Below are 12,779 nucleotides of genomic sequence, written 5' to 3' on the forward strand. Positions count from 1 at the left end.
GCCGCCTGGCGGGTCCGGCCGGGCCCGGAGAACCTACCGGCTCGCGGCCGGAACCAGCACCCAGAGCACCTCAACGGGCTCGTCGCTGGGGTTGATCCAGGTGTGCGGCTCGCGGCCGGGGAAGGTCACGGTGTCTCCGGTTCCCAGCTCGAACTCCTCGTTGGTCAGGATGAGCCGGATGCTGCCCTTGACCACATGGAGCACATCGACGTCGCAGTCCACGGCGTACAACTCGGATTCGCCGCGCCCGCGGGGCTCGATCACGGCCTGGATGATCTGCACCCGGCGCTCGGAGCGGGCGGTGAGCAGGCGTTCCACGATCCCTTCGCCGCCGAGCGAGATCCGGGGGCCCTCGCCCTGCTTGGTGAGGTGGGTTTCCGGCGCGGCAAACAGCTCGCCGATCGAGATGGAGAGGACCTGGCACAGCGTCACCAGCGAACTCACGGAGGGCGAGGTGAGATCCCGCTCGACCCTGCTGAGGAAGCCTTTGGTCAGGCCGGTGGCATCAGCGACCTGTTCGATGGTGAGCCGCTGAGACTGCCGGGCGGCACGGATCCTGGAACCGATGGCAACGGGAACGTTGCTCGGTTCTACGGGTAGAGCCTTCATAAGGGAACCTTTCACGGCCGGCCGCGCGGCCCCATCATTGGAGCCAATCCTAGCCGCAGACCGGCACCGGGATGCCCGGAAGGACACGCCGCGGAAAGACCTTGACTGTTACCCCCGTCACAACTTACTGTTTGGCAACAACTGTTGCCTATTGGGCAATGGCGGGAGTCTCACCGGCTGCCCTCCCGCAATCTACCGTCAAGCAGTAACGGACGCCGGCCGCAAGGTTGCGGCCCGGACGCCCTGCGCTGCTTCCGAACAGCTCCAAGGAGCCCCCTTATGGACGCAAGTTTCGTCAACATCGCCATCGTGGTGGTGTACCTCATCGCCATGCTGGCCTTCGGCTGGTGGGGCAAGTCCCGCACAAGGAACAACAGCGACTTTCTGGTGGCAGGTCGCCGGCTCGGGCCTTTCCTGTACACCGGCACCATGGCCGCCGTCGTCCTTGGCGGCGCCTCGACAGTCGGCGGCGTGGGCCTCGGCTACAAGTTCGGTATCTCCGGCATGTGGCTCGTGGTCGCGATCGGCGCCGGGGTGCTGCTGCTCAGCCTGCTCTTCGCCAGCACCATCCAGAAGCTCAAGATCTACACGGTCTCCCAGATGTTGACCCTGCGCTACGGCAGCCGGGCCACCCAGACCTCGGGGATCGTCATGCTCGCCTACACGCTGATGCTCTGCGCCACCTCCACAGGCGCGTACGCCACAATCTTCGTCGTCCTCTTCGGCTGGGACCGGGCGCTGGCCATCGCCATCGGCGGCGCCATCGTCCTGGTCTACTCGACCATCGGCGGCATGTGGTCCATTACCCTGGCCGACCAGGTGCAGTTCGTGATCAAGACGGTCGGTATTTTCCTGCTGATGCTGCCGTTCACACTCAACGCCGCCGGCGGCCTCGACGGCATCCGCAGCCGCGTGGATGCCAGCTTCTTCCAGATTGACGGCATCGGCGTCCAGACGATCATCACCTACTTCGTCGTCTACACCCTCGGCCTGCTGATCGGCCAGGACATCTGGCAGCGCGTGTTCACCGCCAAGACCCCCACGGTCGCGCGCTGGGGCGGCGCGACGGCCGGCGTCTACTGCATCCTCTACGGCGCCGCCGGCGCCCTGATCGGCCTGGGCGCCCGGGTCGCCCTGCCCGACATCGACGTCAAAGCGCTCGGCAAGGACGTGGTCTACGCCGAGGTCGCGACCAACCTGCTGCCGATCGGCATCGGCGGCCTGGTGCTCGCCGCGGCCGTTGCCGCCATGATGTCCACCGCCTCCGGCGCCCTGATCGCCGCCGCAACCGTGGCCCGCGCCGACGTCCTGCCCTTCGTCGCCGGCTGGTTCGGCAAGACCATCAATACCGACGACACGGACAACCCGGAGCACGACGTCAGGGCCAACCGCTTGTGGGTGCTGGGCCTGGGCGTCGTCGCGATCGTGATCGCCATCATCACCAAGGACGTCGTCGCGGCGCTCACCATCGCGTACGACATCCTCGTGGGCGGCCTGCTGGTCGCGATCCTTGGCGGCCTGGTGTGGAAGCGCGGCACCGGGGTGGCTGCGGCTGCCTCGATGGCCGTCGGGTCGGTCCTGACCCTCGGCACCATGATCGTGCTGGAGATCAATGCCGAGGTCCCGCTGGACGGCATCTACGCCAACGAACCGATCTACTACGGCCTGCTGGCCTCCGCGGTGGTCTACGTCGCGGTCTCACTGCTGACCAGGCCGACGGATCCCGCGGTGATGAAGAACTGGCACGACCGTGTTGCCGGCGACGTCACGGAGGAACAGGAAAAGGTCCCGGCGCTGAGCCACTAGTCCACGCCTGAACACATGCCCGGCCCGGGAAAGCGGGCCAGGCAGCACCGGCTCCCACAACAACGACGGCGGTGCCTCCCACCCGGAGAGGCACCGCCGTCGTACTGTCCGGATTGTTGCTGAAACAGCCGGTCTGACGCGGGCCGTCTACTCTTCTTCCTCGGCTTCACGGAACTCGTCCGTATCGGCAGGCACTATCGGCTGGTCGTCTCCGAGGAAATCCTCCGCATCGAGCGGGACGTTTCGGTCTGCTTCTTCGAGAAGCTCCTCGTCCACGGTCTCCGCATCGCCGACCGGGGCATCCTCGGCAAAGTCGTAGGCAGGATCAGACTCGACGGAGTCCCTGGCCGGCTGGGCGGCCTGTGGTCCGGTGTTGTCCATGGTGCGACCTCCGTGCGCTCGGGCTGCGGCAGTGGTCTTCAAGCCGCCCGGGCCCTCAGGCTCACGCCCGGAAACGGCCGGACGGGCCTGCCGAAGAACCCGCCCTGACCTTTATTCGAACACCGCCGGCAGTGGGGGTCAAGGGCCGTCCTGCCCGGACGCCGCCGGGAAGTAAGGGTGCTTACTTTACGGCGTACCGAAACTTTCCACTGAGGATTGCCAGCCGAAAATCCGCGGAATTACGGGGTACGCTGGAGTCGCAATGGGGCCGAACCATGCCCCATCAAGCCCAGGAGTTTACGTGTCTCAGCACGCCCCATCTGACCCAAACCATTCTGCCCACAGCCCCGCCGCGGGATCCCCGCCGCGCCCGGCGGCAAGCCTCACGGCAAGTCCCGCCGCCACCTCGGCGGACATCAAGCGCTGGCGGCAGTACCTCGCCGACGAACGCGCCGAGGCATCCGTCTACCGCGACCTCGCACAGAACCGCAGCGGCGAGGAACGCGACATCCTGCTCGCCCTGGCCGAAGCCGAGGGACGCCACGAGGCGCACTGGCTGCAGCTCCTCGGCGAACATGCCGGCCGGCCGCGCCCCGCCTCGCTCCGCAGCCAGTTCCTCGGTTTCCTGGCCCGGCATTTCGGCTCTGTGTTTGTCCTGGCCCTGGCGCAGCGCGCCGAGAGCCGCTCCCCGTATGCGAACGACCCCAACGCCACGCCGGCCATGGTCGCCGACGAGCAGATTCACGAGGAAGTAGTCCGCGGGCTGGCCACGCGCGGCCGCAACCGCCTCGCCGGGAGCTTCCGCGCCGCGGTGTTCGGCGCCAACGACGGGCTGGTCAGCAACCTCTCCCTCGTCATGGGCATGGCCGCCTCCGGCGTGGGCAGCTCCGTGGTCCTGCTCAGCGGTGTGGCCGGCCTGCTGGCCGGGGCCCTGTCGATGGGAGCGGGCGAGTTCATCTCCGTGCGTTCCCAGCGTGAGTTGCTGGCCGCCACCCGCCCCACCCAGGTCACGCTCGCGGCGGCGCCGTCGCTGGACATCGAACACAACGAACTCCTGCTCGTCTACCTGGCCCGCGGCATGTCCCGGGAGGCGGCCGAGCACCGCGTCTCCGAGCGCATGGGGCTGCTGGACTGCGACTGCGATCCGAGCCTTTCATTGCGGCCGGAACTTCCCGAAACGGAGGACCAGCACGAGGCCGTGGGCACAGCCTGGAGTGCCGCGGCGTCGAGCTTCTGCTTCTTCGCCTCCGGCGCGATCGTGCCGATCATCCCGTTCCTGTTGGGCATGACCGGGATCGCCGCCCTCGTGGTCTCCGCCGTCCTGGTGGGGATCGCGCTCCTGCTGACCGGCGGCGTGGTCGGCCTGCTCTCCGGCACCTCCCCTGCCAGCCGCGCATTCCGCCAGCTCGCCATCGGCATCGGTGCGGCCGCTGTTACTTATCTTCTGGGCATGGTGTTCGGCGCGGTGGTCGCCTAGTGGACGATCCCGGGTTCCGGGACCGCTCCCCGCGGCACAGCCGCGCCCGCAGTGCCGTCAGGGTGGTCCGGAACGTTGCGGCTGTCATCCTGATCGCCGGAGCGGCCTTCCTGTCGGCCGGGCTGGTGTACGGCGACCCGCGTTTTGTCGGGCTCTTCGAGTTCAACGGCGGAGCCGACGCCAAGCCGGCCAGCGCCCCGGCGAGCCACCCGACGGCCAGTCCGGCGGGCAGGAAAGCCGGAATCCCCGAAGACGAATCGCAAATGGCTGTTCCACCGCCCGGTTACGAGGAGCAGGACCAGCCCCTGGGACAGCCGCAGACGCCGCCGTCCGCCAGCAAGTCCTATAAGTTCCTGGCCACCAACGCCGACGGCGGCCCGGTGGGCTACTCCCCCTGCCGGCCCCTGCACTATGTGGTCAACTCCGCCCTGGCCCCCAGGGGCGCCGGGCCGCTGGTGGAAAACGCGATCAGGACCATCTCCGAGGCGACCGGAATCAAGTTCGTCAACGACGGCCCCACCACGGAGGCCCCGTCCCAGTCCCGCGCGCCGTACCAGAAGGCGAGATACGGCGAGCGCTGGGCTCCCCTGCTGATCGCCTGGACCACCCCGGAGCAGGCGCCGCAACTCAAGGGTGCCGTGATCGGCACCGGCGGCAGCACCCACTTCAGCTTCGGTGACGGCCCCAAGAGCTTCGTCACCGGCAGCCTGGAACTGGACGCGCCGCAGATCACGCAGGACCTGGACCGCGGGGACAGCTCGGCGTATGCCACGGCGGTGATCCTGCATGAGCTGGGCCACGTGATGGGCCTGGAACATGTGGACGACCCCACGCAGCTGATGTACCCCGAGATCGGCGCGCCGGACGGGCTGGCCGCCGGGGACCTGAACGGCCTCTACGAGCTGGGCCACGCCCCCTGCCGCAAGGACCTCTAGGCCCCTGGGCACGCCGGCCCCTTGAGCGCCGCGGGCTCCTAGCGTTCCAGCACCGCGAGGGCTTCGTCGACCGTGTCCACCAGGAAGATCCGGTTTTCCATCCGCCGGCCCGCGGCCAGGCTCTGCAGCAGGGGCCAGGCCGGGAACCTGCGCAGCCAGTGCTCCTCGCCCACCAGCACCATGGGCGTGATGGTCTCCGGGGCGCCGTAGTAGTTTTCGCAGGCGTCCTGGAAGATCTCCTGCACGGTGCCGCCGGATCCCGGCAGGAAGATGATCCCGCCGTTGCACAGCTCGAGCAGGACGGCCTCGCGGATCGCGTTGGCGAAGTACTTGGCGATGTGCGTGGCGAAGAAGTTGGGCGGCTCGTGGCCGTAGAACCAGGTGGGAATCCCCAGCGACGGCGTGCCGTCCGGATGGCGTTCGACGACGGCGGCCGCTGCCCGCGCCCATGCCGACACCGAGGGCCGGAAGCCGGGCACGACGGCGAGCTCAGTCAGCGCCTGCTGGAAATCCGTTTCGTCCGCCGCGCTGAGGTAGGCGCCCAGGTTAGCCGCTTCCATGGTGCCCGGGCCGCCGCCGGTGGCGACCACCCTTCCGTTCCGCGCCAGCAGGCGGCCCAGCAGCGCTGCCTCGGTGAAGCCGGCCGAGCCGCGGCTCGCGGCATGGCCACCCATGACGCCCACCATGGTTCGGCCAAGGCACAGCTCCGACCGGGTCAGCTCTTCGAGCGCATCACCGATCGAGTGGTCATGGAGGGCCGCGGCGAGCGTCGCGTCCAGGCGGTGCCGCTGGCCCGGGCGGATGCTCCACTGGTAGACCCTGGCGTCCAGGGTGTCCTCGTAGCGGGCCTCCGCTATGCCCGCGTAGAGCTCCTGCGACGTGTAGAGCCGGCCGCGGTAGGGGTTGAACGGGACCTTTTCCAGCTTGGGAAAGATCAGGGCGCCGCGGCCGCGCAGTGAATCTTCCACGCCCTCATCGAAGGTGCAGCCCAGGAAGATGGCACCCTGCGCGTCGAGGGACTCCAGCGGCTCCCGGCGGCCACGCAGGTCCAGCGACTGGACGTGCCAGCCGTGCATGGACCGCGCGCCTGCCGCCAGCAGCCGGTCGAAACTGCCGGCGCTTTCGACCTCAAGGGTGCGCGGACTCGGATGCAGGCTGCGGGCGGCGCTCATCCGGCGGCCCTAGTGAAGCTGGTCCGGGGCGGGTCCGGACCCGGCTGCGGCTTCCGAGGTCATGTAGGCGTCGAGCTTGGCGAGGGTCTGCTCGATGCTGGCCGGGTGGCGGCGGGGGTAGCCGGCCAAGCGGAGGAGAATCCTGGCCCGCACTTCCCGCGCGTCCCACTGCTCGGTGACCAGGGTGCCCGGATTTCCGGCGGCGTCGGCGACCGGATTCAGCAGGTAGCGCCAGACGTGGCCGCCGAAGTGCCGCCACGCGATCCGCCGGCCCTCCTCGAACTCACAGACCGTGTTGAGGATCTTGTAGTCCATCTTGATATTCATTTCCATGCCGAACTTCGCGCCGAGCGCCAGCCGTTCGGGACCGCGCGGCTGGGCACCCTTCACTGTGCCCGAGCCGTCGATGACGCTGTGCAGTGCGGGTGTGGCAAGCACTTCGAAGATGGCTTCCGGAGCGGCCGCGATGAAGCGGCTGCGGGACACGAGATATCTGTTGGTCATCCGGCAATCCTAGCCCTGCGTTGCGATGCGGAACCGGTGGTGCAAAATGAGTCATGCAGATTCCAGCACGGCCCTCCGGCGGCCGCCCCCGCATCGGCCTTCCGGTCCGGCTCAGCAGCTCCCTGGACCCCGATCCCAGGGTGGGCGAGGCCAACGGACTATTTGACTACATCGTTGAGCTGGTGCGCGAGGGCGGCGGCGAGCCCGTGCCGCTGACCAGCGCCGAGGGACTTGGCGGGCTCGACGGCGTCGTGCTTCCGGGCGGCGGCGACCTGGACCCCCGGCTCTACGGGGAGGAGGACAGCGGAACCTGCTACGACGTCAACCAGGAGCAGGACGAGCTGGATCTCGCGGTGGCCCGGCAGTGCATCGACGCCGGACTGCCGGTGCTGGGCATCTGTCGGGGGCACCAACTCCTGAATGTGCTCTTCGGCGGAACCCTCATCCAGGACATGGACCCGGGCACCGTGGCGCACCGCGAGCCGGATCCCGTCCATGGCTCGGGCCCGTGGGCCTGGCACGAGGTCGGGATCGCCGGAGGCTCGAAGGTGGCCGGGCTGTACGGCAACACCGGACCCGCCACGGGATCCGGCGCTGCAGCCGCAGTCACGGTCAAGATTGCCTCCGGCCACCACCAGGCCGTGGCCCGCGTGGCCGAGGGACTTGTGGTGACGGCGGTGGCCGACGACGGGACGGTGGAGGCCCTGGAAGATCCGGAGCGCTGGGTGGCCTCGGTGCAGTGGCATCCGGAGGCCCTTGAGCTTCCCGCCGAGGAGCGGCAGGCCCCGTTCCGCGCCTTCGTGGAGCTCTGCCGGAGCCGTGCGGCGGCCGCTGGTTAGAGCCGCTGCAGCGCGGCGTCTTCCCGCGCGTCCTTAGTGTCGCTGGCAGCCGGCCCGGCCACGGCCGCCGCGAGGCGTCCGGCGTCGTGCTTGGCGGAACCCTTGCCGTCGCCCTTCTTGGCAGCACCGGCGGCGAACGCCATCACGACCAGGCCCAGCAGGGTGATTCCGGCGCCCGCCCAGATCGGCGAGGTGTAGCCGAGGCCGGCCGTGATGGTCACGCCGCCCATCCACGCGCCCAGGGCATTGCCGACGTTGAACGCGCCGATGTTGGCGCCGGAGGCCAGGGTGGGCGCACTGTCGGCGTACTTCATGACGCGCATCTGCAGCCCGGGCACGGTGGCGAAGCCGAAGCCGCCCAGCAGCACCATGGAGGCGATGGTCATCGGCTGGTTGGCCGAGGTGAGGGCGAAGACGACGAGCACCAGGACGAGGGCGGCCAGCACCACGAGCAGGGTGCGGTCCACGTTCCGGTCCGCTGCCTTGCCGCCGACGGTGTTGCCGATGAAGAGGCCCACGCCGAAGATGATCAGCAGCCACGGCACGGTGGCCGCCGAGAAGCCGGTGACCTCGGTGAGGGTGAACGCAATGTAGGTGAAGGCGCCGAACATGCCGCCGTAGCCGAGAATGGTCACGAAGATGGACAGCCAGACCTGGCCGGACCGGAAGGCCCGGAGTTCGCCCCGCAGTCCGCCAGCGGCAGCTTCACCCGCCCCGGTCTTCGGCACCAGGGCAAGGATTCCCACGAGGGCCAGTACGCCGATCCCGGTGATGGCCCAGAACGTGGACCGCCAGCCGGCGGCCTGGCCGAGCATGGTGCCAAACGGCACGCCCAGGACGTTGGCCGCCGTCAGCCCGGTGAACATGATGGCGATGGCGCCGGCCTTCTTGTTCGGGGCGACCATGCTGGCGGCCACTACCGCGCCGATCCCGAAGAACGCGCCGTGGGCCAGTGCGGCAATGATCCGGCCGACCATCATCAGGGCGTAGTCCGGCGCGACCGCGGAGACGAGATTGCCCGCGATGAACAGCACCATGAGCACCGCAAGGACAGGTTTGCGTTCGAAGCGCGACACTGCGGCGGTCAGGAGCAGCGCTCCCACCACGACGGCGAGCGCGTAGCCGGAGATCAGCCATCCGGCGGTGGCCTCGGTGACGCGGAAGTCTGCGGCCACTTGAGGCAGCAGGCCCATGATGACGAACTCGGTGAGTCCGATTCCGAACCCGCCGAGGGCGAGTGCTATCAGGCCGATAGGCATGGCTGAGCTCCTTCAAAACTGTACGGGGGGATGTGCGAAGCGTAAGCTAGTAGTTGCAGACGCGTTATTTATTGTTGCACACGCAATTATAGCGCGCAAGCAACTACTTTTGTGGGCTGTCCGCACTTCGCCGTTCGGAGCGCGGCTGCCCGAGCTGAAAGGGAGCACAACAGATGGGCATCAAAGACGACGCCGTCGAGGTCCGGGCGCAAGGCTGGCGGACCCTCGCGGCGCTGCACGGGCTGATCGAAGCGGAGCTGGAGCGCTCGCTGCAGAGCGAGGCGCAGCTCTCGGTAGTGGAGTACACGGTGCTGGACGCGCTGAGCCGGCAGGACGGCTGGCACATGCGGATGCAGCAGCTTGCCCGGGCCACGGCCCTGAGCCCCAGCGCCACCACCCGGCTGGTCAACCGGCTCGAGGAGCGCGGCCTGCTCACCCGGATCCTGTGCGCGGACGACCGCCGCGGGATCTACACCGAACTCACGCCCAGCGGCATCGAGCTACTGGAGCAGGCGCGGCCCGTCCACGACCACACGCTGGAGCGCGCCCTGGCCCAGGCGCAGGAGGTTCCGGAGCTCGCCCCGCTGGTGGACGCGCTCCCCCGGTTGCACGCGGCAGTCTGAACCTCTTGCCAGCCCGCAGGGTCAGGGCTAGCCTTAAACAACCAGCAGGTTGATCAACGTATGCATTGAATAATGGCAGTTGAATAACCGGCAGTTGAATAACGGAGCTTGACCACATGGCCGACGACGAACACCTCGACACCGCCTTCCTGGCGCTTGCCGATCCCGTCCGCCGCCGCATCATCGCCCGGCTCAGCCGGGGCCCGGCCACGGTCAACGAATTGGCGGAACCCTTCGCGATCACCAAGCAGGCGGTCTCGAAGCACATCCAGGTCCTCGAGCAGGCGGGGCTCGTCACGCGAACGCGGGACGCCCAGCGCCGGCCCGTCCACCTGAACCCCGCACGGCTGGAGGCGCTCACCGCCTGGATCGACCAGTACCGGCTGGTCCGCGAGGAGCAGTTCCGCAGCCTCGACGCCGTGCTCCGATCCCAGGCCGCCGCGCGCGGCACCCAGGCAAAGGACTCATCATGAGCAACGCCCTGAAACTCACGGTTCCGGAAGGACTGCCCTTCATCGACTTCGAGCGGGAGTTCGACTTTCCCGTGGCGGACGTCTTCCGGGCCCACAAGGAACCCGAACTCGTCGCCCAGTGGCTCGGCCCTCGGCGGATCACCATGGACGTGGACCACTACGACTTCCGCACCGGCGGCAGCTACCGCTACACGCACACGGGGCCCGACGGCGTCGCGCACCGGTTCAGCGGCGTCTTCCACACCGTCCGGGAGAACGACTTCGCGGCCCAGACCTTCGAATACGGCGGCTACCCGGACGTGGTGAGCATCGAGTTCCTCACCTTCCGGGACCTCGGCGGCGGCCGCACCCGGCTGAGTGCGCATGCCGTCTACCCCAGCATGGAAGCCCGTGACGGCATGGCGCAGTCCGGGATGGAAGGCGGCCTGACCGAGGGCTACGAGCGGCTCGAGGAGCTGCTGGCCGGCGCGAAGGTCTGAAGCGCTTCGTCCAGCACCCGGCCGAGGTTCGAGGCGTCGTGCGCAAAGCGCCCCAGGAATAACCCGTCGGCGGACGCCAGCTGCGGCAGCAGCCCGGGTCCGGCGCTGCCGCCGTAAATGATGGGACACGGCGCGCCGAGCCCCTGGCGGATCAGCTGCACCACCGCGTTGACGTACGTTGGCGCGGCGGGCTGGTCCGCCCCGATCGCCCAGACCGGTTCGTAGGCCAGGACCAGACGGGGCGTCAGCGACTCGTCGCCCCCGGTCGCGGCCCGGACCTGGCGCAAACAGAAGGCCGCGGCCTCCTCGGGGCCCAACGTGCCGGGCTCGCCGATGCAGAGCAGCGGCGTGAGCCCGGCGTCGACGGCTGCCCGGACCTTGCGGGCCACGACGTCGTCGTTCTCGCCGAACAGTGCCCGGCGCTCCGCATGGCCGAGCTCCACCAGCGAGACGCCGAGTTCGGCCAGCATGCCCGGGCTGACCTCCCCGGTCAGCGCCCCGTCCCCCCAGGCGCAGTTCTGTGCGCCAAGGAGCGCCGGCGAGCCGGCCAGGATTTTCCCGGCCTCGGCCAGGACCGGGAAGGACGGGATGACGAACACCCGGACGTCCCGGCCCGCGGCCAGGGCGGGCCGGGCGTCCACCACGGCGCGCACCTCCGAGAGCCAGCGCAGGCTTTCCTGATAACCCAGGTACATCTTGGTGCTGACACCGATGTACAGGGGGTCGACGGTGGCGCTGGTGCCGGAGGTGCGGCTCATGGGTCTCCTTTAGCTGGGGCTGGGCGGCCGGACCGGATCTAGTCCAGCAGCTCGTCCGCCTTGTTGCTGAACCGCCGGGTGGCGAACATCATCGCCGCCGCCACGAAGGGCAGCACACCCAGGGCGTAGACGCCCATCGAACCCGTGGGCGAATGCGTGGCCTCGTTCACCGCCGTCCGCAGGATCGGGGCGACGAAGCCGCCCAGGTTGCCCAGCGAGTTGATCAGGCCGATGCCCGCCGCCGCGGCGGAGCCGGCGAGGAACGCCGTCGGGTAGGACCACACCACCGGGCCGACCGCGAGGAAGCTGCAGACCGCCAGGGTAATGAAGATCATGCCCAGCACCGGCTGGTGGTTGGTGCCGGCCCAGGCCGAGCCGAAGATGCACAGGCCGGTCGAGATGAACAGCGCGGTGCCGAACTTGCGCCGTTTGGCCACCGTGTTGGCGGCCTTGCCGATGAAGTAGCAGGAGAAGATGCCGAAGAACCAGGGCACGGCGATCAGCAGGCCGACGGCGAGGCCCACCTTCTGCCCGGTCAGGGACGAGACCTGCTGCGGCAGGAAGAACGTCACGCCGTAGACCGCGATCTGCAGGCAGAAGTAGATCGCGGTGAAGTACCAGACCCTGCCGTTGCGCATGGCGGCGAGGATGCCGCGGGGGCCGTGCTCGTCCTTGATGTTGTCCTCCAGCGCCATGACTTCCTTGAGCGCGAATTTCTCCTCGCTGCTGAGGAACTTAGCCTTTGCCGGACCGTTGATCAGGAAGAAGAAGGCCGCGATGCCGGCCAGGACGGCGAGCAGGCCCTCGACAAAGAACATCACCTGCCAGCCGCGCAGTCCCGGAACCTGGTCACCGATGTTGATCAGCCAGCCGGAGAGCGGGTTGCCGATCATCTGGGAGAACGGCTGGGCCAGGTAGAAGATGGCGAACATCTGCACGCGCACCTTGTTAGGGAACCATTCAGCGAGGTACATGATCACGCCCGGGAAGAGCCCGGCCTCGGTGACACCGAGCAGGAAGCGCAGGACCACAAACGAGGTCTCGCCCTGCACGAAGGCGAAGCAGGCCGAGACAATGCCCCAGGTGATCGCGATCCGGGCCAGCCAGATCTTGGCGCCCACCTTCTTGAGCAGCAGGTTGCTGGGAATCTCGAAGATCGCGTAGCCGATGAAGAAGATGCCGGCACCAAGGGCGAAGGCCGCAGCGGACACGCCCTTGTCCGCACCCAGGGCGGCCTCGGCGAAGCCGACATTGGTCCGGTCCAGGAACGAAACGACGTACAGAATGACCAGCATCGGCATGAGCCGGCGGGCCGCCTTGGAGATCGCGGACTTCAGGACCGGACGGGCCAGAAGCTCCTTGGATGTAGCGGTGGTTACGGACACAGCACTCTCCTTCGAGTGATGAGGTGGGGTGGTTCCCCCGCGGGCCGGCGGCCCGCGGTTTCTGCTGGCTCCCGCGGTC

General features: G+C 68.5%; 14 protein-coding genes. 7 read left to right on the forward strand and 7 right to left on the reverse strand.

Annotation, left to right across the window (positions count from 1 at the left end):
* Window positions 1–33 precede the first annotated feature (33 nt).
* Window positions 34–609: a helix-turn-helix domain-containing protein gene (locus AC1DB8_RS11625; RefSeq protein WP_441418314.1), complete on the reverse strand. Its 576-nt coding sequence runs from the start codon at window positions 607–609 to the stop codon at window positions 34–36.
* A 279-nt stretch (window positions 610–888) separates the two neighbouring features.
* Here AC1DB8_RS11625 and AC1DB8_RS11630 point away from each other — a divergent pair, with 279 nt between their 5' ends.
* Window positions 889–2,415 (forward strand): sodium:solute symporter family protein, encoded by a 1,527-nt coding sequence (locus tag AC1DB8_RS11630; protein ID WP_476893110.1) that lies wholly within the window; start codon window positions 889–891, stop codon window positions 2,413–2,415.
* 147 nt (window positions 2,416–2,562) lie between these two features.
* On the opposite strand, the gene AC1DB8_RS11635 is transcribed toward AC1DB8_RS11630, so the two are convergent.
* Window positions 2,563–2,796 carry a hypothetical protein gene (locus AC1DB8_RS11635; RefSeq protein WP_441418312.1) on the reverse strand — a complete coding sequence of 78 codons (234 nt, stop codon included), beginning with the start codon at window positions 2,794–2,796 and terminating at the stop codon, window positions 2,563–2,565.
* A gap of 301 nt (window positions 2,797–3,097) precedes the next feature.
* Here AC1DB8_RS11635 and AC1DB8_RS11640 point away from each other — a divergent pair, with 301 nt between their 5' ends.
* Together AC1DB8_RS11640 and AC1DB8_RS11645 are read left to right on the forward strand one after the other, a co-directional pair.
* On the forward strand, window positions 3,098–4,273 hold the full coding sequence (locus tag AC1DB8_RS11640) for a VIT1/CCC1 transporter family protein (protein ID WP_476893111.1): 1,176 nt from the start codon (window positions 3,098–3,100) through the stop codon (window positions 4,271–4,273).
* On the forward strand, window positions 4,273–5,208 hold the full coding sequence (locus AC1DB8_RS11645; protein ID WP_476893112.1) for a matrixin family metalloprotease: 936 nt from the start codon (window positions 4,273–4,275) through the stop codon (window positions 5,206–5,208). The genes AC1DB8_RS11640 and AC1DB8_RS11645 overlap by 1 nt, the downstream gene beginning before the upstream one ends.
* Window positions 5,209–5,246: 38 nt before the next feature.
* Here the strand turns inward: AC1DB8_RS11645 and AC1DB8_RS11650 are convergent, their stop codons facing one another.
* Together AC1DB8_RS11650 and AC1DB8_RS11655 are read right to left on the reverse strand one after the other, a co-directional pair.
* The gene (locus AC1DB8_RS11650; protein WP_476893113.1) at window positions 5,247–6,380 is read right to left on the reverse strand and encodes an LOG family protein; all 1,134 of its coding nucleotides are present in this window, start codon (window positions 6,378–6,380) and stop codon (window positions 5,247–5,249) included.
* A gap of 9 nt (window positions 6,381–6,389) precedes the next feature.
* Window positions 6,390–6,884 (reverse strand): SRPBCC family protein, encoded by a 495-nt coding sequence (locus AC1DB8_RS11655; protein WP_476893114.1) that lies wholly within the window; start codon window positions 6,882–6,884, stop codon window positions 6,390–6,392.
* A gap of 53 nt (window positions 6,885–6,937) precedes the next feature.
* Here AC1DB8_RS11655 and AC1DB8_RS11660 point away from each other — a divergent pair, with 53 nt between their 5' ends.
* Window positions 6,938–7,723, forward strand: a complete 786-nt coding sequence (locus tag AC1DB8_RS11660) for a gamma-glutamyl-gamma-aminobutyrate hydrolase family protein (protein ID WP_476893115.1) — start codon at window positions 6,938–6,940, stop codon at window positions 7,721–7,723.
* On the opposite strand, the gene AC1DB8_RS11665 is transcribed toward AC1DB8_RS11660, so the two are convergent.
* On the reverse strand, window positions 7,720–8,982 hold the full coding sequence (locus AC1DB8_RS11665; RefSeq protein WP_476893116.1) for an MFS transporter: 1,263 nt from the start codon (window positions 8,980–8,982) through the stop codon (window positions 7,720–7,722). The two genes, AC1DB8_RS11660 and AC1DB8_RS11665, sit on opposite strands and share 4 nt — an antisense overlap.
* 173 nt (window positions 8,983–9,155) lie before the next feature.
* Between AC1DB8_RS11665 and AC1DB8_RS11670 the strand changes: the two genes are divergently transcribed.
* The 3 genes from AC1DB8_RS11670 (at window position 9,156) to AC1DB8_RS11680 (ending at window position 10,557) form a co-directional block, all read left to right on the forward strand.
* Entirely contained in the window at window positions 9,156–9,605 is a 450-nt protein-coding gene (locus tag AC1DB8_RS11670; protein ID WP_476893117.1) for a MarR family winged helix-turn-helix transcriptional regulator, read from the forward strand.
* Window positions 9,606–9,721: 116 nt separating this feature from the next.
* Entirely contained in the window at window positions 9,722–10,078 is a 357-nt protein-coding gene (locus AC1DB8_RS11675) for an ArsR/SmtB family transcription factor (RefSeq protein ID WP_441418304.1), read from the forward strand.
* On the forward strand, window positions 10,075–10,557 hold the full coding sequence (locus tag AC1DB8_RS11680) for an SRPBCC family protein (protein ID WP_476893118.1): 483 nt from the start codon (window positions 10,075–10,077) through the stop codon (window positions 10,555–10,557). The genes AC1DB8_RS11675 and AC1DB8_RS11680 overlap by 4 nt, the downstream gene beginning before the upstream one ends.
* Here AC1DB8_RS11680 and AC1DB8_RS11685 read toward each other — a convergent pair.
* Window positions 10,515–11,315 carry a triose-phosphate isomerase family protein gene (locus AC1DB8_RS11685; protein WP_476893119.1) on the reverse strand — a complete coding sequence of 267 codons (801 nt, stop codon included), beginning with the start codon at window positions 11,313–11,315 and terminating at the stop codon, window positions 10,515–10,517. The genes AC1DB8_RS11680 and AC1DB8_RS11685 overlap by 43 nt on opposite strands.
* Window positions 11,316–11,353: 38 nt before the next feature.
* Window positions 11,354–12,700 carry an MFS transporter gene (locus AC1DB8_RS11690; RefSeq protein ID WP_441418301.1) on the reverse strand — a complete coding sequence of 449 codons (1,347 nt, stop codon included), beginning with the start codon at window positions 12,698–12,700 and terminating at the stop codon, window positions 11,354–11,356.
* Between the last annotated feature and the right edge of the window lie 79 nt (window positions 12,701–12,779).

The sequence above is a fragment of the Arthrobacter sp. 10N410 genome, assembly GCF_056394945.1.

Bases quoted from the DNA above. Each gene is read 5' to 3' on its own strand.
- AC1DB8_RS11680 (WP_476893118.1), top strand. From the start codon at position 10,075: ATGAGCAACGCCCTGAAACTCACGGTTCCGGAAGGACTGCCCTTCATC.
- AC1DB8_RS11625 (WP_441418314.1), bottom strand. From the start codon at position 609: ATGAAGGCTCTACCCGTAGAACCGAGCAACGTTCCCGTTGCCATCGGT.
- AC1DB8_RS11675 (WP_441418304.1), top strand. From the start codon at position 9,722: ATGGCCGACGACGAACACCTCGACACCGCCTTCCTGGCGCTTGCCGAT.
- AC1DB8_RS11655 (WP_476893114.1), bottom strand. From the start codon at position 6,884: ATGACCAACAGATATCTCGTGTCCCGCAGCCGCTTCATCGCGGCCGCT.
- AC1DB8_RS11635 (WP_441418312.1), bottom strand. From the start codon at position 2,796: ATGGACAACACCGGACCACAGGCCGCCCAGCCGGCCAGGGACTCCGTC.
- AC1DB8_RS11685 (WP_476893119.1), bottom strand. From the start codon at position 11,315: ATGAGCCGCACCTCCGGCACCAGCGCCACCGTCGACCCCCTGTACATC.
- AC1DB8_RS11665 (WP_476893116.1), bottom strand. From the start codon at position 8,982: ATGCCTATCGGCCTGATAGCACTCGCCCTCGGCGGGTTCGGAATCGGA.
- AC1DB8_RS11670 (WP_476893117.1), top strand. From the start codon at position 9,156: ATGGGCATCAAAGACGACGCCGTCGAGGTCCGGGCGCAAGGCTGGCGG.
- AC1DB8_RS11630 (WP_476893110.1), top strand. From the start codon at position 889: ATGGACGCAAGTTTCGTCAACATCGCCATCGTGGTGGTGTACCTCATC.
- AC1DB8_RS11660 (WP_476893115.1), top strand. From the start codon at position 6,938: ATGCAGATTCCAGCACGGCCCTCCGGCGGCCGCCCCCGCATCGGCCTT.
- AC1DB8_RS11650 (WP_476893113.1), bottom strand. From the start codon at position 6,380: ATGAGCGCCGCCCGCAGCCTGCATCCGAGTCCGCGCACCCTTGAGGTC.